This is a genomic window from Rhodococcus sp. NBC_00297, from assembly GCF_036173065.1.
Lineage (GTDB): Bacteria > Actinomycetota > Actinomycetes > Mycobacteriales > Mycobacteriaceae > Rhodococcoides.
Genome location: NZ_CP108041.1, coordinates 1,639,346 through 1,656,600, shown reverse-complemented (window position 1 = coordinate 1,656,600; position 17,255 = coordinate 1,639,346). Strand labels below are relative to the sequence as shown.

General features: G+C 68.7%; 16 protein-coding genes. 9 read left to right on the top strand and 7 right to left on the bottom strand.

The window, feature by feature from the left end:
- The first annotated feature begins 8 nt into the window (after positions 1–8).
- Positions 9–1,931 carry a dynamin family protein gene (locus OG947_RS07895; RefSeq protein WP_442973102.1) on the top strand — a complete coding sequence of 641 codons (1,923 nt, stop codon included), beginning with the start codon at positions 9–11 and terminating at the stop codon, positions 1,929–1,931.
- Positions 1,928–3,397, top strand: coding sequence for a dynamin family protein (locus tag OG947_RS07890; RefSeq protein ID WP_328813607.1), 1,470 nt, complete (start codon positions 1,928–1,930; stop codon positions 3,395–3,397). The genes OG947_RS07895 and OG947_RS07890 overlap by 4 nt, the downstream gene beginning before the upstream one ends.
- 2 nt (positions 3,398–3,399) lie before the next feature.
- Here OG947_RS07890 and OG947_RS07885 read toward each other — a convergent pair whose 3' ends face one another.
- Complete coding sequence (locus OG947_RS07885) at positions 3,400–3,957, bottom strand: hypothetical protein (RefSeq protein WP_222633014.1); 558 nt, start codon at positions 3,955–3,957, stop codon at positions 3,400–3,402.
- A gap of 181 nt (positions 3,958–4,138) precedes the next feature.
- Between OG947_RS07885 and OG947_RS07880 the strand changes: the two genes are divergently transcribed.
- Positions 4,139–5,434: a lipase family protein gene (locus OG947_RS07880; protein WP_328813606.1), complete on the top strand. Its 1,296-nt coding sequence runs from the start codon at positions 4,139–4,141 to the stop codon at positions 5,432–5,434.
- Positions 5,435–5,458: 24 nt separating this feature from the next.
- Here OG947_RS07880 and OG947_RS07875 read toward each other — a convergent pair whose 3' ends face one another.
- Positions 5,459–6,292, bottom strand: a complete 834-nt coding sequence (locus OG947_RS07875; RefSeq protein WP_328813605.1) for a hypothetical protein — start codon at positions 6,290–6,292, stop codon at positions 5,459–5,461.
- A 151-nt stretch (positions 6,293–6,443) separates the two neighbouring features.
- Here OG947_RS07875 and OG947_RS07870 point away from each other — a divergent pair, with 151 nt between their 5' ends.
- Positions 6,444–7,160: an SDR family oxidoreductase gene (locus tag OG947_RS07870; protein ID WP_328813604.1), complete on the top strand. Its 717-nt coding sequence runs from the start codon at positions 6,444–6,446 to the stop codon at positions 7,158–7,160.
- A gap of 5 nt (positions 7,161–7,165) precedes the next feature.
- Here the strand turns inward: OG947_RS07870 and OG947_RS07865 are convergent, their stop codons facing one another.
- Positions 7,166–8,293, bottom strand: a complete 1,128-nt coding sequence (locus tag OG947_RS07865) for an ABC transporter permease (RefSeq protein WP_328813603.1) — start codon at positions 8,291–8,293, stop codon at positions 7,166–7,168.
- A gap of 1 nt (position 8,294) precedes the next feature.
- Complete coding sequence (locus OG947_RS07860; protein WP_328813602.1) at positions 8,295–9,152, bottom strand: ABC transporter ATP-binding protein; 858 nt, start codon at positions 9,150–9,152, stop codon at positions 8,295–8,297.
- 452 nt (positions 9,153–9,604) lie between these two features.
- Between OG947_RS07860 and dnaK the strand changes: the two genes are divergently transcribed.
- Genes dnaK through OG947_RS07840 form a run of 4 tightly spaced genes read left to right on the top strand, consistent with a single transcriptional unit; the run spans position 9,605 to position 13,729 of the window.
- A complete protein-coding gene (gene dnaK / locus OG947_RS07855) occupies positions 9,605–11,449 on the top strand; it encodes a molecular chaperone DnaK (protein WP_027506927.1) in 1,845 nt (614 codons plus the stop codon).
- Positions 11,446–12,054, top strand: coding sequence for a nucleotide exchange factor GrpE (gene grpE, locus OG947_RS07850; RefSeq protein ID WP_328813601.1), 609 nt, complete (start codon positions 11,446–11,448; stop codon positions 12,052–12,054). The genes dnaK and grpE overlap by 4 nt, the downstream gene beginning before the upstream one ends.
- Before the next feature lie 43 nt (positions 12,055–12,097).
- Positions 12,098–13,279 carry a molecular chaperone DnaJ gene (gene dnaJ, locus OG947_RS07845; RefSeq protein ID WP_027506926.1) on the top strand — a complete coding sequence of 394 codons (1,182 nt, stop codon included), beginning with the start codon at positions 12,098–12,100 and terminating at the stop codon, positions 13,277–13,279.
- A gap of 27 nt (positions 13,280–13,306) precedes the next feature.
- Positions 13,307–13,729, top strand: coding sequence for a heat shock protein transcriptional repressor HspR (locus OG947_RS07840; RefSeq protein WP_027506925.1), 423 nt, complete (start codon positions 13,307–13,309; stop codon positions 13,727–13,729).
- A gap of 3 nt (positions 13,730–13,732) precedes the next feature.
- On the opposite strand, the gene OG947_RS07835 is transcribed toward OG947_RS07840, so the two are convergent.
- From OG947_RS07835 to OG947_RS07825, 3 genes are all read right to left on the bottom strand, one after another.
- Positions 13,733–14,488, bottom strand: coding sequence for an FAD-binding oxidoreductase (locus tag OG947_RS07835; protein WP_442973101.1), 756 nt, complete (start codon positions 14,486–14,488; stop codon positions 13,733–13,735).
- A gap of 13 nt (positions 14,489–14,501) precedes the next feature.
- Positions 14,502–15,977: an alpha,alpha-trehalose-phosphate synthase (UDP-forming) gene (locus tag OG947_RS07830; protein ID WP_027506923.1), complete on the bottom strand. Its 1,476-nt coding sequence runs from the start codon at positions 15,975–15,977 to the stop codon at positions 14,502–14,504.
- Between the two features lie 119 nt (positions 15,978–16,096).
- The gene (locus OG947_RS07825; protein ID WP_200933864.1) at positions 16,097–16,264 is read right to left on the bottom strand and encodes a hypothetical protein; all 168 of its coding nucleotides are present in this window, start codon (positions 16,262–16,264) and stop codon (positions 16,097–16,099) included.
- Positions 16,265–16,427: 163 nt separating this feature from the next.
- Here OG947_RS07825 and OG947_RS07820 point away from each other — a divergent pair, with 163 nt between their 5' ends.
- The gene (locus OG947_RS07820; protein WP_027506922.1) at positions 16,428–17,240 is read left to right on the top strand and encodes an alpha/beta fold hydrolase; all 813 of its coding nucleotides are present in this window, start codon (positions 16,428–16,430) and stop codon (positions 17,238–17,240) included.
- Positions 17,241–17,255 lie beyond the last annotated feature (15 nt).

Genomic DNA, 17,255 nt, shown 5'->3' with positions numbered 1-17,255 from the left:
GGGACCACATGCAGAACGACGCACCACCCGCCGTGCAGACCGGCGCCGGGAAGACCCCCGCGCCGACGCAGGCGACGCAGCTGGCCGAGCTCCTGTCCCGGATGGGCGAGGTGGCGTCCGGTGCCGGTCGCCGCGACCTTCTCGACCGGTTGACGGCGGCGCGTGAGCGGGTGCTCGATCCGCGCCTGCGCATCGTCGTGGTCGGACCGCTCAAGCAGGGCAAGAGCCAGTTCGTGAACTCGCTGCTGGGCCTCGACGTGTGTTCGGTGGGCGACGACGAGACCACCGCGGTGCCCACGATGGTCGCGTACGCGGAGACCGAGCGGGCGGAGCTGGTGGTCGGCGAGATCGGTGCCGACCCGGTGCGCATCGACATCCCCATGGCGGACATCCATGCCGTCACACCGACCGACCCGCGCGCGGAGGGTCGCGAGATCCTGCGCCTCGAGATCTCCGTGCCCAGCCCGCTGCTGAAGGACGGGCTCGTCGTCATCGACACCCCCGGCGTCGGCGGCCACGGCAACCCGCACGCCAACAGCACCCTGGGTCTGGTCACGTCGGCGGATGCCGTTCTGGTGCTGTCCGATTCGAGTCAGGAGTTCACCGAGCCCGAGGTGGCCTTCCTGCGCCAGGTGGTGACTCTGTGCCCGGCGGTCGCGTGCCTGGTGACCAAGACCGACCTGTACCCGCACTGGCGGCGCATCGTCGAGGCCGATCGCGGGCACCTCGCGCGGCAGGGCATCGACGTTCCGCTGATGCCGATCTCGTCGATGCTCCGCTCGCACGCGCTGCGGCTGAAGGACGATTCGCTCGACAAGGAGGCCGGCTTCCCGGCTCTCTACGACTTCCTCCGCGGTGTGGTGCAGCGTGCCGACGCCACCACCCGCAAGGCCGTCGCTCTCGACGTCCGCTCGGTGTCCGAGCACCTCGCCCTCGCCCTGGGCAGTGAACTCGCGGCGCTTCGCGATCCGGAGACCGCCGCCGCGGCGGTGGCCGGTCTGCAACAGGCGCGGGCCAACGCCGAGGACATGCAGAAGCGCAGCAGTCGGTGGCAGCAGACACTCAACGACGGCATCACCGATCTGGCCGCCGACATCGACCACGACCTGCGAGACCGGCTGCGCGTCATCACCCGTGAGGCGGAGGAGGCGGTCGACGGGGGAGACCCGGGCAAGGACTGGCCGCGCATCGGTGAGTGGCTCGAGGACCAGATCGCCTCCGCCGTGGGGGACAACTTCGTCTGGGCGCACGAGCGGTCCCTGTGGCTCGCCGAGACGGTCGCTCGGCACTTCGCCGAGACGGCCGATGCGCACATCCCGGCGATGAACATCGCGAACGTCGACGGCGTCATGGACCCGGTGACCTCACTGGGGGACCTCGAGTCCGGCCGGATGGGCATCACCTCGAAGGTGCTCGTGGGCATGCGCGGCTCCTACGGTGGCGTGCTCATGTTCGGACTCATCACGACGATGATGGGACTGGCCCTGCTCAATCCGATCTCGCTCGGCGCCGGAGTCCTGTTGGGCAGCAAGGCCTACAAGGACGACAAGGAGGCGCGGGTGCTCAAGCGGCGGGCCGACGCGAAGGTCGCCATCCGCAAGTTCACCGACGACGTCAGCTTCCAGGTGGGCAAGGAGTCCAAGGACCGCCTGCGGCTCGTCCAGCGCCAGCTCCGTGACCACTTCACCGACATGGCCGATCAGACGGTGCGCTCGGTGAGCGACTCGCTGCGGGCCGCGCAGGAGGCGGCGACCGGCGCCTCGTCCGAGCGTGCCGCGCGCACAGCCGAACTGGAGCAGACCCTCAAGAAGATCTCCGCACTGCGCAGCATCGCGCAGAAGCTCGACCCCGAGGCCGTCGAGGCCGCCGAGGCAGACAAGGTCGTCGAGGCGGCTCGTGCGGACCGCACGCAGATCGGTACCGGCTCGTGAGTGTCACGCTCGACCGTGCGCGGGAACTCGTCGCGGCGGCGCAGGCGGAGTACGTGCGGGAGCCGGACGTCCGGGATGCGTTGCGCGTCTGCGCGGACCGGCTCGACGAGCCGCTGCGCGTCGCGCTCGCCGGATCGCTCAAGGCCGGCAAATCGACGCTCCTCAACGCGCTCGTCGGACAGGACATCGCCCCCACCGACGCGACCGAGTGCACCCGCGTGGTCACGTGGTACCGCCGCGGGACGTCGCCCTCGGTGACGGCCCGGTACGACGGGGACCGCTCGATGAGCGTCCCGGTGTTGCGTCGGGGTGGTCGACTGTCGTTCGACTTCGGCGATCTCACCGCGGACCGCGTGGACCGCCTCGACGTCGAGTGGCCGGCGCGAACCCTGGCCCGCAACACCATCATCGACACCCCCGGCACGTCGTCGCTGTCCCTGGACGTGTCCGAGCGGACGTTGTCGATGTTGACGCCCGAGGACTCCGCGTCCGGCGCCGACGCCGTGGTCTATCTCCTGCGCACCCTGAGCGCGTCCGACACGTCGTTCCTCACCCGCATCAACGACGCGGTCGGTGGCGACTCGGGCCCCCTCGGCGTGGTCGGCGTCGTCTCGCGTGCCGACGAGGTGGGCGCCGGTCGCATGGACGCGATGATGTCGGCCAAGGAAGTGGCGTCCCGCTTCGCGGTGGAGCTCGAGAAGACCGGTCTGTGCCAGGCCGTCGTGCCCGTCGCCGGCCTGCTCGCCCTCGGGGCACGGACGTTGCGGCAGAGCGAGTTCGGCGCGCTCGTCGCGTTGGCCGACGCTCCGCCCGACGACCTCCAACTGGCGATGCTGTCGGCCGACCGCTTCTCCCGCCCGGACATGCCACTCCCCGTCGATGCGGAGACGCGCGCCGGACTCGTCGACCGTTTCGGGCTCTTCGGCATCCGGATGGCCGTCACGCTCATCCGCATGGGCACGCGCGATTCGCCCTCGCTCGCACGGGAACTCGTCGAGCGCAGTGGACTCGAGGAGCTACGGCACATCATCGACGTTCAGTTCGGCGAGCGAGCCGACCAGCTCAAGGCGCACTCGGCCCTCGTCGCTCTCGATCGCGTGCTGCGCGCCTCACCGGCCGCGGGATCGCGCGCCATCATCGACGAGGTGGGATCCACCCTCGCCGACGTCCACGGGTTCAAGGAACTGCGTCTGCTCGGTCAGCTACGGGCACGCGAGGTGCGGCTGCCCGAGCCGGAGAAGGCGGAGCTCGCTCGACTGGTGGGTGCGCAGGGCACCGAGACGACGACGCGGTTGGGGCTCGATCCGGACGACTCGGTGGAACTGCAGCGCAAGACGGCCTTCGACGCGGTCCGCAGTTGGCGCTCCCGCGCGTCCCATCCGCTGCTCGACCGGTTCACGGCGCGGGCGTGCGACATCGCCGCGCGCAGCGCCGAGGGCATCCTCGCGGAGCTCGACCGCCGCTGAGATCAGCGCCGGACGGGAGCGGCTGCGAGCCATCGCCCGACGGCGGGGACGAACAGCGGAGCGGTGCCCAGCAGAGCGAGGGCCGCGACGACGAACGGCGCATACGTCGTGGGCTGCTCCAGCGCATCGGAGGTCGCGATCCAGAACGCGATCGATCCCGCGGCCGCGACGATGCCGACCACGGTCAGCGTGGATCGTCCGGTGGGGCGTCGGCCGCGGATCTGCAGGATGCCGGCCAGTCCCACCAGGAGAACGACGGCGCCGACGGCAGCACCGGCGACGAGCGTGATGAGGACCGTCGAGTCGATGTCCTCCGCCGAGGTGCCGGGGGCGTCGGCCGAGAGGACGTCGGCGAGGCGCGACCGTAGTCCCTGGTGGTCGAGTCCCAGCAGCGCGCCGGTGGCCGCCAGGACGACGAGGCACAGACTCCACAGGATCACGGCGGCATCGACGGCGCGTGGGCGCTCGTCGGGAACCGGCTCCCGCATGGGCGTCACGTGCACCGACGGGCGGGGCGGCTTCGGGGGTTGCGAGCCTTCGACACTGTCCGACGCGTTCATGGCTTCAGGCTAGAGGGTCTGTTTCCGCCCGACCCTGTTGTGGTCCGGCCCCGTCCGTTCGGGCTCGCAAAGTGATCGAGCACGAAGTCCGCGGTCGGGGTCACACTGGCTTCTCGGAAGTGGGCCCCGTCACTTACGGTCAGGACGGTAGTGGGCCCGCCTGGGCCCCGTTGTCGATGGGATGAATGTGCGGAAACTGCGGTCTGCCGGCGTCGGTCTGGTGATGTGTCTCGGTCTGTTCGGCGCGGTGGTGCCCACGGCGACCGCCGAACCCCCCGGCCCGGCGTCGAGCTTCTACACGCCCCCCTCACCGCTTCCCGCCGGGAACGACGGTGACCTCATCCGTACCGGGCCGTCGAATCTCGCACTGTCGCTTCCCTTGCCGCAGGGACCGATCCCCGGCACCGCGACGCGCCTGATGTACCGGTCGCAGGACGCCAACGACGCGCCGGTGGCCGTCACCGGGACGTACATCGACCCGTCGGCCGAGTGGACCGGCCCCGGTCCGCGCCCGCTCGTGGTGATCGCCCCCGGCACCCACGGCCAGGGCGACCAGTGCGCGCCGTCGCACCAGCTCAACAACGTCCTCACCTACACACCCGTGCTCGGACTCATGGTCGAGTACGAGCTGCTCTCCACCTACGCGTTGCTGGCCCGCGGCTACGGCGTCGTCATCACCGACTACGACGGTCTGGGCACGCCGGGTGCGCACACCTACGTCAACCGCGCCGCCGAAGCGCACGCGGTGCTCGACGCGGCCCGCGCCGCGCAGCAGCTCGGCAACACCAAGATCGGACCCGAATCCCCGGTCGGCCTCTGGGGTTACTCGCAGGGCGGCGGCGCCGTGGCAGCAGCCGTGGAGCTCGCTCCCGAGTACGCACCGGAGCTGGACATCAAGGGCACCTACGCCGGTGCCCCCGTCGCCGATCTGGCAGCGACGCTGGCCCAGGTCGACGGCACCATCCTCACCGGTGTCATCGGCTACACCCTGAACGGTCTGCGCCGGTCCAACCCCGAGTTGGGCCCGATCATCGACGCGTCGACCAACCCGGCCGGCAAGGCTGCGCTGGCGGCACTCGAGAATCAGTGCGTCGTGGAAAGTGCACTCACCGTGGGCTTCCACCGCACCAACGAGTGGATCACCACCGGCGAGTCGCTGTCGGACTACCTGAAGCGGATTCCCGAGGCGCAGACGGTTCTCGCCGAGAACAAGATCGGTAACCGCACACCCACCACGCCGGTCTACATCGACACCGGCACGGGCGACGACATCGTGCCGCACGGCCAGGCCGTCGATCTCGCCGCAACCTGGTGCGGGAAGGGCTCGAACGTCCAGCTGAACACGCAGCAGTTGCCGTTCTTCCTCCCCGGGCTCGCGCTCGGCCACGTCCTGCCCGACTTCATCGGACTCGGCGCCGGCACCAACTGGCTCGACGCCCGGTTCCGCGACGTCCCCACAGCGGGCAACTGCGCCTGACCCGTCACCGCCGAAGCGCCTCGATCACAGTCGATCGAGGCGCTTCGTCGCGTTCCGGACCCTCGAGGTCGACGCGTCCTTCTCCGACGCCGCCTCGGAACGCGCGTCCTGCGCCGCCTCCAGGTCCTCGCGTGCCTTTTCGAGTTGCTCGGTGAGGGCGTCGACCGAGTCCTGCAGCTCGTCGATGCGATGGTCGGCCTTCTCCAGCGCCTCGGTCGCACCCTGCAGCGCAGCCTCGGCGTCGTCCAGTTCGGCCTGTGCGCGGGCTCGCTGCTCTTCCATCTCCCGTTCGGCCGTGTTGTCGGGTGCGGGTTCCGGTTCTTTCGCGGGTTCGGGATCGACGGACACCAGCCCCATCGGGCCGAACCCGCTGTACTCGGCGGCCCCCAGCATCCGGCCGCGCCGCACCTCGTCGGCGATGTCCGCATCGGACAGCGCCGCATTCAGGCTCTGGGTCACCTCGCGCCCGACGTCCTCGCCGATCGGGTGACCGCGGTCTTCTGCGATCTTCGCGGCGCGGTTCGCCAGTGCACGCACGGCGCGCTGCCGCTGCTTCGTCAGCGTGCGGAGGGTGGCGCCCGACGGTCGACCGGCCGGCCTCCGGCCTTCCCGCAGATGTTGCTGCGCCTCACGAAGTGCTTCGCCGAGGTCGAGCAGGTCTGTGACGTCGTCCTCCGCGTCGCGCACCGTCACGTTCAGCACCCACCCGACGATCGTCGGTTTGCGCAGCGCACCGATCTGCTTGGCCAGGTCCTTGTCGCCGTCGGAACGCGCCTGCTTCTGCCGGCCGGTGCGCGCGGCGACGAAGTCGGACGGGTCCAGCCCGTACAGCTCGTCGGCCACCTCGTCGAACGTCATGCTGGTCGATTATGCCGCCACGCTGTGGCCATAGAAGGTATGAATGGCAAGTCCCGGAACTATCGATAGCGCGAGGGGATGATGCTGCGGGCCCGGTGCGCTGAACCTTCCGTGGCCGCGAGAGACGGGGCCGCGGAAGGGACACACCGTCATGAGCACCCTGCAGAACACCCGCATCCTTCTCGTCGGCGGCTCGTCGGGCATCGCGCGGCGCATTGCCAAGGACGCGCTCGCCGCCGGCGCGGAAGTCGTCCTCGGCAGTCGACGCCCGGAGGCCCTGGCCGACACGGTCGCCGAGCTCGGCTCGGGCGCATCGGCGGTGCACCTCGACCTCGACGACGAATCGTCCATCGCCGCCACCGTCACCACGCTCGGACCTCTCGATCACGTCGTGTCGCTCGCGGCGAACCACGCCAACGGCCCGGTCGCAGACCTCGACCGCGCCGCCGTCGAGCGCGCGTTCGCAGCCAAGGTCGTCGGACCTATCCTGCTGGCCAAGCACGTCGCGCCCACGCTGCGGGACGGCGGCTCGTTCGTGTTCTTCTCCGGTGTCGCCGCATGGAAGCCGGCGCCGGGCCTCGCCGTCATGGCCACGACCAACGGTGCTGTCGCATTCCTCGCGGAAGCGTTGGCCGTCGAACTGGCACCGTTGCGGGTCAACGCCGTCTCGCCCGGCATCGTCGACTCGGGTTCGTGGGACGGCATGGGAGACGGGAAGCAGAAGATGTTCGACGCGACGGCTGCCTCCAATCCCGCACGGCGCGTGGGCCGCCCGGAGGACGTGTCGGCAGCGGTGCTGCTCGCCCTGACCAACACCTTCGTCACCGGATCCACCCTCCACGTCGACGGGGGTGGACGGCTGAGCTGAGCGCCTCAGGCGATCCGCACGCCCCTCGGCAAGGTGCGGGCCGGAACGCGGAGTCGCCGCGCGGCGACCGTGAGTCCGAGAGCTCCCAGGATGACATTGACGGCCAGCCCGAGGTACCAACTGTCGCCGACCTTTCCGGATTCGAACGCGACCTGCTCGTCGTAGAAGCTGCGGTTCGAGGCGCTCACGCGGTAGGTCGACACGGTGTCCGCGCAGGTCGGCTCCGTCAGGTACGGGCCCGTGCGCGCCGTCGAGAGCGTCTCGGCTATCGGGCGCGCCACGCTGGGATCGGGTGGCCGCTCGTCCGACGTCCACACACGTACGCTCGGATTGTCATGTACGGCCACCACATCCGGGAGAATGAGAAACGGGTTGGGCGCCAACAGCCACCAGATGCGCTCGGTGTGCTCGTAGGAGCGCACCGTGGCCACGTCGCGACAGTCCGGAACGGTGTCGAACGAATCGTCCACGTACGTGTACTCGGCGCCCACCACCTCGTGGTCCTCCGCCGTGGTCGAGTAGAGCAGGCCGAACAGTGCCGGGAGGCCCAACACCAGGAAGAACACGGTGGCCTGCGTCAGGACGGCCGATCCCGCCGGGCGTGCGGTGAGCGCCGAGTACCCGAGCCCGATCCCGCAGTAGCACAGGAAGATCAGGCACAGAACGATCACGCCCAGCACAGAAGCGCCGACGCCGTACGGAGCGGCGACGATGCCCCACACCAGGTACGGCGACGCCACGGCGACGAGGGCAAGGCAGGACACCCACGACCCGAGAAGTTTGCCTACGGCCAACTGCCGGTGGCTGATCGGCGTCGCCTGCACCACGGCGAGCGTCGCGTCCTTGCGGTCACCGTTGATCGAGGTCGCCGTGAGGGTGGGGGCGAGGATCACGCCGAGGAACAGCTCGACTCCCAGCACGACCGCGTACAGGTTGCGCGCCCAGCCGTCGTAGTTCGCATCGGCTTCGTCGACGGACAGTGCCAGATACATCGATCCGAACACGGCCAGCGAGATCACCGTGAAGGTCACCGCCAGGGTGACGCGCCACCGCGTGGTGCGCAGTCGCTGCCGGAGTTCGAGGCCGATCAGTACGCCGACCACCGACCACCAGCTGCTCATCCGTGCCGCCATGTCAGGTCCTGTCCGCGTCGAGGGCGAGGTACGCGTCCTCGAGTTCCGAGTCGACGCGGGCGAACTCGGCGACGAGCACTCCCGAGTCGACGACCGTGCGCAGGTGTCGCGCCGCGGCCTCCTCGTCGGGGAAGTGCAGGATGTCGGCCGACGATGCAGGTCGGCCCACCGCGCGTAGTCGCCACGATCGTTCGGTGGCGGGTGCCGACTCCCGCGTGCGCCCGTCCGTCATCATGAGCACGTCGTCCACCATCTCCGACAGTTCGGTGAGGATGTGGCTCGACACCAGCACGGCGCATCCTCCGTCGGCGAGGCGTCGGATCTCGTCACGCAGTTCGACTCGCGAGCGCGGATCCATGCCCGATGCCGGCTCGTCGAGTAGAAGTAATCGCGGTCGGTGCACCAGTGCGCGGGCGAACCCGAGCCGCTGCTTCTGGCCGCGGGACAACTCGTGCGCGGGTCGGTCGGCGCGATCGTCGAGGTGGACCTGCTGCAGCAGTTCGGCGGCGCGGGCACGGGCGTCCTTCGACGACAGCCCGTGCAGCCGTCCGAACGTCGACAGGATCTCGGTCGCGGTCAGGCTGTCCCAGGTGCCGAACACATCCGGCATCCACCCCACGGCCCGCCGGAGTGCGACCGTCTCGACGGGAGACCCGTCCAGCTCGAGGGTCCCGGAGTCGGGAGCCAGCAGCCCTGCGAGCATCAGCAGCAGCGTCGTCTTTCCGGCGCCGTTGGGTCCGACCAGCCCGGTCACCCTGCCGGGGGTCAGAGTGACGTCGGCGTGGGCGACTGCTGTGTGGCGTCCGAACGTGCGGGTGAGACCTCGGGCCGTCAGGGTCGTGCCGGGAACCGGTGACATGCCGTGGACCCTAACCGTCGGACGTGCGTGTTCAGCCACACTCTCGCGTCGAATTCCGCGGATCTGCAGAAAGCCTCGCGATCGGGTGGGTTCACACGCGCCGACCATGCGTGAGTGCCCTCAACTCGCTGCCGGAGGCGGGATCCCGTCGATCCGGTCGACCTGTGGATGCTGAGGCACGGCCGAGTGCAGGTTTTGCCACATTTTCGCGTCGAATGCTGCCGATCCGCAGAAAGCCTCGCGATCGGGTGGGTCCAGACGCGCGGACCACAGCCGGCCGACCACTCCGGGAACAAACTCGCACACCCCTCCGTTGAGCCGTACGACTGCCATTGAGCGTGGGTCACTCAAGTACGACTTGACGGAGCGAGAATCCGACAGGCAGACTTGAGCGCAGTTCGCTCAGGCAGACGCTCGAACGATCACAGCAGCATCTATCAGGAGGTCTTCACATGGCTCGTGCGGTCGGAATCGACCTCGGGACCACCAACTCGGTCGTGTCCGTCCTGGAGGGCGGCGAACCGGTCGTGGTGGCCAACTCCGAGGGTGCACGCACCACCCCGTCCATCGTCGCGTTCGCCAAGAACGGAGAGGTTCTCGTCGGCCAGTCCGCGAAGAACCAGGCCGTCACGAACGTCGACCGGACCATTCGCTCCGTCAAGCGCCACATCGGCACTGACTGGACCGTCGGCATCGACGACAAGAAGTACACGTCGCAGGAGATCAGCGCGCGCACGCTCATGAAGCTCAAGCGTGACGCCGAGGCGTACCTGGGCGAAGAGATCACCGACGCGGTCATCACGGTGCCCGCGTACTTCGAGGACGCACAGCGTCAGGCCACGAAGGAAGCCGGCCAGATCGCCGGCCTCAACGTCCTGCGCATCGTCAACGAGCCCACCGCCGCCGCTCTGGCGTACGGCCTGGACAAGGGCGAGAAGGAACAGACCATTCTCGTGTTCGACCTCGGTGGCGGCACGTTCGACGTGTCCCTGCTCGAGATCGGCGACGGTGTCGTCGAGGTCCGCGCCACGTCCGGCGACAACCACCTCGGTGGCGACGACTGGGACGAGCGCATCGTCACCTGGCTCGTCGACAAGTTCAAGGCTCAGAACGGCATCGATCTGACCAAGGACAAGATGGCTCTCCAGCGCCTGCGTGAGGCTGCGGAGAAGGCCAAGATCGAGCTGTCCTCGAGCCAGAGCACGTCCATCAACCTGCCGTACATCACGGTGGACTCGGACAAGAACCCGCTCTTCCTCGACGAGCAGCTCAGCCGCTCCGAGTTCCAGAAGATCACCGCCGACCTGCTCGACCGCACCCGCGCGCCGTTCCAGGCCGTGGTCAAGGACTCGGGCATCGCGGTCAAGGACATCGACCACGTCGTGCTCGTCGGTGGCTCCACCCGTATGCCGGCAGTCTCCGAGCTGGTCAAGGAGCTCTCCGGTGGACGCGAGCCCAACAAGGGCGTCAACCCGGACGAGGTCGTGGCCGTCGGCGCCGCACTGCAGGCCGGTGTGCTCAAGGGTGAGGTCAAGGACGTTCTGCTCCTCGACGTCACGCCGCTGTCCCTCGGTATCGAGACCAAGGGTGGCGTGATGACCAAGCTCATCGAGCGCAACACCACCATCCCCACCAAGCGGTCCGAGACCTTCACCACGGCGGACGACAATCAGCCGTCGGTGCAGATCCAGGTTTTCCAGGGTGAGCGCGAGATCGCGTCGCACAACAAGCTTCTCGGCTCGTTCGAGCTGACGGAGCTGCCGCCCGCCCCGCGCGGTGTGCCCCAGATCGAGGTCACGTTCGACATCGACGCCAACGGCATCGTGCACGTGACGGCGAAGGACAAGGGCACCGGCAAGGAGAACACGATCAAGATCCAGGAGGGCTCCGGCCTCTCCAAGGAGGAGATCGAGCGCATGGTCAAGGACGCCGAGGCTCACGCCGAGGAGGACAAGACCCGTCGCGAGGAGGCCGAGACCCGCAACCAGGCCGAGTCGCTCGTCTACCAGACGGAGAAGTTCGTCAAGGACAACGAGGACAAGGTTCCTGCGGAGACCAAGGAGAAGGTCGAGTCGGCCATCGCCGAGGCTCGCACTGCTCTGAACGGCACCGACATCGCTGCCATCAAGGCAGCGGTGGAGAAGCTGAGCACGGAGTCGCAGGCTCTGGGTCAGGCACTGTACGAGTCGGCAGCAGCCGACGGAGCAGGTGCCGACGGCGCCGCCCCGACCGACGGTAGCGACGATGTCGTCGACGCCGAGGTCGTGGACGAGCCGGTCGACACGGACAAGAAGTGAGTGCTGAGGACACCGGGAAGGTAGACGCACCCGACGTCGACCCCGCCGTGGAGGAGTCCCTCGCGGGCTCCGCCACGGCGCCCCAGCCCGGTGACGTGGAGGACGAAGCAGAGGTTCTCGAGGCAGAGATGTCCGAGGGTTCCGTGGAATCCGAGACTGCACCCGAGAGGGACGAGCTGTCCGAGCGGACGGCCGACCTGCAGCGCCTCAGCGCCGAGTTCGCCAACTACCGGCGACGCGTCGCTCGGGACAAGCAGGTGGACATCGACAACGCCAAGGCGTCGGTGTTGGCCGAGTTGCTGGGTGTGCTCGACGATCTCGATCGGGCGCGCAAGCACGGTGACCTCGAGACGGGGCCGCTGAAGTCGGTGGCGGACAAGCTCGAATCCGTCATCACCGCACAGGGTCTCGTCGCCTTCGGTGACGAGGGCGACGCGTTCGACCCTGCGCTGCACGAGGCCGTGCAGCACGAGGGCGACGGCACCGATCCTGTCGTCGGCAGCGTGTTCCGCAAGGGGTACAAGGTGCGTGATCGAGTTCTGCGCACCGCCATGGTCGCCGTCGTCGACGGTTCGGGCGCCGACGTGGCATCCGACCAGGCATAGTTCGACCACAACGAAGATGTGATGTGAGAGGAGGAGGCGACCGGTGAGCCAACGGGAGTGGATAGAGAAGGACTTCTACAAGGAGCTGGGCGTCTCCTCCTCCGCGTCGCAGGACGAGATCAAGAAGGCGTACCGCAAGCTCGCGCGCGACAACCATCCGGACTCCAATCCGGGGGACGCGAAAGCGGAGGAGCGCTTCAAGGCGGTCAGCGAGGCCAATGCGGTGCTCTCCGACCCCGCGAAGCGCAAGGAGTACGACGAGGCCCGATCACTGTTCGCCAGTGGTGGTTTCGGACGCGGCGGATTCTCGCCGGGCGGCGGAACCAACTTCGGCGGCGGGGGTACGGCCGGCGGGTTCGACGTCGGTGACCTCTTCGGAGGTGCCGGTGGCGGAGCCGATCTCGGTGATCTGTTCGGCGGGTTGTTCAACCGTGGCGCGGCCGGTGGTCGTACCCAGGCCGCGTCGTCACGTCCCCGGCGTGGGAGTGATCTCGCTGCCGAGGTGACACTCGACTTCCGTGACGCGGCGGTGGGAACGTCTGTCCCGCTGTCCATCACGAGCCCGTCGTCCTGCACCACCTGCCACGGGAGTGGCGCGAAGCCCGGCACGAGCCCGCGGGTCTGCCCGCGGTGCAACGGTGCCGGTGTGGTCAGCCGCAACCAGGGCGCGTTCGGCTTCAGCGAGCCGTGCGACGACTGCCGGGGCACCGGCTCGATCATCGACGATCCGTGCACCGACTGCCGCGGCACCGGGGTGCAGAACCGCACCCGGTCGGTGACGGTGCGGGTTCCTGCCGGTGTCAGTGACGGGCAACGTGTCCGAGTGGCCGGCCGAGGCGAGGCCGGTCTGCGCGGCGCTGCCGCCGGCGATCTGCTGGTGACCGTGCACGTGAAGAGCGACGCCGTGTTCGGCCGCACGGGTGACGATCTCACCCTCACGGTTCCCGTCGCGTACAGCGAACTGGTGCTCGGCACGACGCTGTCGGTGCCGACGCTCGACGGCCGAGTCGGTCTGAAGGTTCCAGCGGGAACGGTCGACGGCCGCACCTTCCGGGTGAAGGGTCGCGGCATTCCCAAGAAGTCGAAGATCGGTGACCTGTTGGTCACGGTGAAGGTGGCCGTGCCGTCCGAATTGGACGACGCGGCACGCGATGCCCTCGAGGCCTACGCTGCGGCGGAGAAGGCGAGTGGTTTCGATCCCCGCTCCGGGTGGCCCGGAGCCTGACGGTTCTGATGCGAGAGGAGAGATGAGATGACTCGGACGCCCAGCGATCCGCAGGATGCGCGCGACGCAGGCGCGGACCCGGATGCCCGGATCTTCGTCATCTCCGTCGCCGCCGAGCTCGCCGGCATGCACGCCCAGACACTGCGCACCTACGACCGTCTCGGACTGGTGACGCCGTTCCGCACCACCGGCGGTGGGCGACGGTACTCTCCGCGCGACGTCGCGCTGCTCCGCGAGGTGCAGCGTCTCTCGCAGGACGAGGGCGTCAATCTGGCGGGTATCAAGCGCATCATCGAACTCACCAATCAGGTGGAGGCGCTGCAGGCCCGCGTCACCGAGATGGCGACCGAGCTGGCCAAGGTTCACGCCGGGTACCGACGCGATCTCGTTCCGGTGCAACGCAGTAACGCGCTCGTCGTGTGGACACCGCGCAACCCGAAGCAGACCTGACCCTCACCCCGTGCGGATGTTCTCCGCCGGGGTTCCCGTCGTCACCAGGGCACGCGTCGTGAAGCTCGACATCGCCGGTGATCCGCACACCAGCACGCGCTGCGACAGGTACGGCCCGCGCCGCGCCACCACCTCTCCGACGCGGCCGACGAGGTACTCGTGAGGTGCGAAGCCGGAGTCGGGTGCCGTCTGCAGCCGCACGGCCTCGGCGGCATCGAAGAACTCGTCGCGGTACGGCGGGTCCACGGGCTCGTCCACCACCGGGATCACCGTGAGCCATGGCGCTGATCTTGCCATCAGGGACAGCATGTCGGCGGCGTAGAGATCGCGGGGGTGCCTGCCTCCCACGTAGAGCCGCACCCGCGGAGGTCGTGGCCGACGTGCCAGGCCCAGCAGCAGTGCGCGCATCGGTGCGAGACCTGTTCCGCCCGCGACCATCACGACGTCGTCGTCGGTGTTGTCGACACGGAGGTCGCCCGCCGGGTCGTCGAGAGTCCAGATGTCGCCCTCACGGGTCTCGCGGACGATGCTGCGACTGACCCAGCCTGCCGGTACCTCGCGAATGTGGAACTCGTACTTGCCGTCTCGCGACGGGGGTAGGGCGGGGGAGTACCGACGAGGCAGGTGCGGCGAGGTGGGCACCGTCACGGCGACGGACTGCCCGGCGGCGAACGGAACCAGCTCGCCGACGAGGCGGACGATCAGAAGATCACGGCGCAGCCGATGGCACTGCACCACTTGCGCTTCGACCACGGTCACCGGTCTTCGCGCATCACATCGTCGCCTGACCGATGTCCCGGTTGGAGATCATCTGGTTGGGCTCCTCGTCGCCGGTGCGTCCCAGCGCGGCGAGGAACGACCGTGCCCAGCGATCGACGTCGTGCGCGAGCACCTGCCGCCGCATAGCCCGGATGTGGCGTCGGCCCGATTCCGGCGTCTGCTCGATCGCGGCCATCATCGCGTCCTTGACGCTGTTCAGATCGTGCGGGTTGCACTGGTACGCCTGGCGCAGTTCGGCTGCGGCGCCGGTGAACTCGCTGAGCACGAGGGAACCGCCCAGGTCACTGCGGCACGCCACGTACTCCTTGGCGACGAGATTCATGCCGTCGCGGATGGGCGTCACCAGCATGACGTCGGCGGCCACGTAGTAGGCGATGAGCTCCTCGCGCGGAATGGGACGGTGCAGGTAGTGCACCACCGGATGCCCGACGCGGCTGAACTCGCCGTTGATGCGCCCGACCATGCCCTCGATCTCGCCGCGCATCTGCTTGTAGCTCTCGACGCGTTCGCGGCTCGGTGTGGCCAGCTGGATCATCACGACGTCCTCGGGATCCACCCGGCCCTCGGTCAGCAGTTCCAGGAACGCCTCGAGACGGACGTCGATGCCCTTGGTGTAGTCGAGTCGGTCGACGCCCAGCATGATCGTCTTCGGATTGCCCAGCTCTTCGCGCATCTCTCGTGCACGATCGCGCACCGGCTTACGCCGCGACTTCTCGTCGAGATCGCCCGAGTCGATGGAGATGGGGAAGGCGCCCACGCGCACGGACCGGAAACCCACCTGCACCACACCGAGTTTGGAGCGGACTCCGATGTTGCCGCGCGAGGTCGGCTGGCCGGCGAGACGCCGTGCGAGGTAGAGGAAGTTCTGCGCGCCACCGGGCAGATGGAAGCCGATGAGATCCGCGCCCAGCAGGCCCTCGACGATCTCGGTGCGCCACGGCATCTGCATGAACAGCTCGACGGGCGGGAACGGGATGTGCAGGAAGAAGCCGATCGTCAGATCGGGGCGCAGCATGCGCAGCATCTTCGGGACCAGCTGGAGTTGGTAGTCCTGGATCCATACGGTGGCGTTCTCGGCGGCCGCCTTGGACGTGGCCTCGGCGAAGCGTCGGTTCACCTCGACGTAGGCGTCCCACCAGCTCCGGTCGTAGACGGGCCGGACGATGACGTCGTGGTAGAGCGGCCACAGGGTGGCATTGGAGAAGCCCTCGTAGTAGTCGGCGACCTCCTGCTGCGAGAGCGGGACCGGGACCAGCTCGAGGCCGTCGTCCTCGAACGGGTCGACGTCGACGTCGGGGACACCTGCCCATCCGACCCAGGCGCCGTTGTTGCTCCGCAGGATCGGCTCGAGCGCGGTGACGAGACCACCGGGGCTGCGCTTCCAGACTCGGGAACCGTCGGGCGCCGTGTCGAGGTCGACAGGCAACCTGTTGGCGACGACGACGAAGTCCGAACCTGATGCGGTCACTGCTGATCCTCTGTCTCGACGTCGGGGCGCGCGGTGAGGCCGGCAGCCTGCCGCGACGGTGTCAGCACGTGCTTACCCCACTCGCCGAACGCCAATCGGAGTGCGGGAGCGAGCGGCGCTCAGGCGCGGACGGGCGGGTTGATCCCCAGCATGGACAGCAGCATGCGGCACTCGTCGGCGTCTGTTGCGTAGGCGGCGACGACGCGACGTGCCATGCGGGCGGTCTCGTCGGACAGGGTCTCGATCTCTTCGTCGGCGATGTCGGTCTCGGCGGGCTCGGTGGCCATGCGGGTCTCCTGGGGTCGAACGATGTGGTGGTGCAGCCCGGTGGGGCGCACTCGCGTACCTGAACTCTACGAGTTCGCGCTCGTTCCCGGCAAAACCGGACGCGCACCGTGACCGGTAGCGTCTGCCCCGAACAGCTGTCGTATCGGAAGAAGGACATCCGCCATGCCCATCGGCACCATCAACGGCATCCGCCTCAACTACACCGTGACGGGCAAGGGTCCGCTCGTCGTGATGGTCATGGGGACGGGCAGCCCCGGCCGGGTGTGGCAGCTGCATCAGGTGCCGGCGCTCACGGCCGCGGGATTCCGGGTGTGCACCTTCGACAACCGCGGCATCGCCCCGACCGACGAGTGCGCGGGCGGCATGACGATGGACGATCTGGTCGCGGACACCGCGGCGCTCATCGAGTACCTGCGGTCCGGCCCCGACGAGAAGGCAGCCGTCGTGGGCACGTCGATGGGTGCGCGCGTGGCGCAGGAACTGGCCTTGACCAGGCCCGACCTGGTGTCGCGAGCGATCTTCGCGGCCGGTCACGCCCGGCTCGACGAGTTCCAGAAGGTGCTCGGCGCCGGCGAGCGCGAGCTGGCTGACAGCTCGGCGACGCTGCCGCCGAAGTACGCGGCCGCGGTGACGGCGGCCCTGAACCTCTCTCCCGCGTCGCTCGCCGACCCCGCGAAGGCACGGGACTGGCTCGACCTGTTCGAGTTCTCCGTGCAGCCGCTGACCCCGGGCCAGCGTGCCCAGCTCTCTCTGGACGAGTCGTTCGACCGCCGGTCCGCCTACCGCGACATCACGGTGCCGTGCCTGGCGATGGGCTTCGCCGACGACCGGATGATTCCCGCCTACCTCTCGCGCGAGGTGGCCGACCTGGTTCCGGGCGGTCGCTACGTCGAGATCGCCGACGCGGGGCACTACGGATACCTGGAGAAGCCCGACGAGGTCAATCAGGCGATTCTCACGTTCCTCCGCGAGTAACGCCGGTCGAGCGTT

Excerpts from the sequence above, each read along its gene's own strand:
- dnaK (WP_027506927.1), top strand. The coding sequence starts at position 9,605 with ATGGCTCGTGCGGTCGGAATCGACCTCGGGACCACCAACTCGGTCGTG.
- OG947_RS07885 (WP_222633014.1), bottom strand. The coding sequence starts at position 3,957 with ATGAACGCGTCGGACAGTGTCGAAGGCTCGCAACCCCCGAAGCCGCCC.
- OG947_RS07860 (WP_328813602.1), bottom strand. The coding sequence starts at position 9,152 with ATGTCACCGGTTCCCGGCACGACCCTGACGGCCCGAGGTCTCACCCGC.
- OG947_RS07870 (WP_328813604.1), top strand. The coding sequence starts at position 6,444 with ATGAGCACCCTGCAGAACACCCGCATCCTTCTCGTCGGCGGCTCGTCG.
- OG947_RS07875 (WP_328813605.1), bottom strand. The coding sequence starts at position 6,292 with ATGACGTTCGACGAGGTGGCCGACGAGCTGTACGGGCTGGACCCGTCC.
- OG947_RS07825 (WP_200933864.1), bottom strand. The coding sequence starts at position 16,264 with ATGGCCACCGAGCCCGCCGAGACCGACATCGCCGACGAAGAGATCGAG.
- OG947_RS07895 (WP_442973102.1), top strand. The coding sequence starts at position 9 with ATGCAGAACGACGCACCACCCGCCGTGCAGACCGGCGCCGGGAAGACC.
- OG947_RS07820 (WP_027506922.1), top strand. The coding sequence starts at position 16,428 with ATGCCCATCGGCACCATCAACGGCATCCGCCTCAACTACACCGTGACG.
- OG947_RS07840 (WP_027506925.1), top strand. The coding sequence starts at position 13,307 with ATGACTCGGACGCCCAGCGATCCGCAGGATGCGCGCGACGCAGGCGCG.
- OG947_RS07880 (WP_328813606.1), top strand. The coding sequence starts at position 4,139 with ATGAATGTGCGGAAACTGCGGTCTGCCGGCGTCGGTCTGGTGATGTGT.
- OG947_RS07865 (WP_328813603.1), bottom strand. The coding sequence starts at position 8,293 with ATGGCGGCACGGATGAGCAGCTGGTGGTCGGTGGTCGGCGTACTGATC.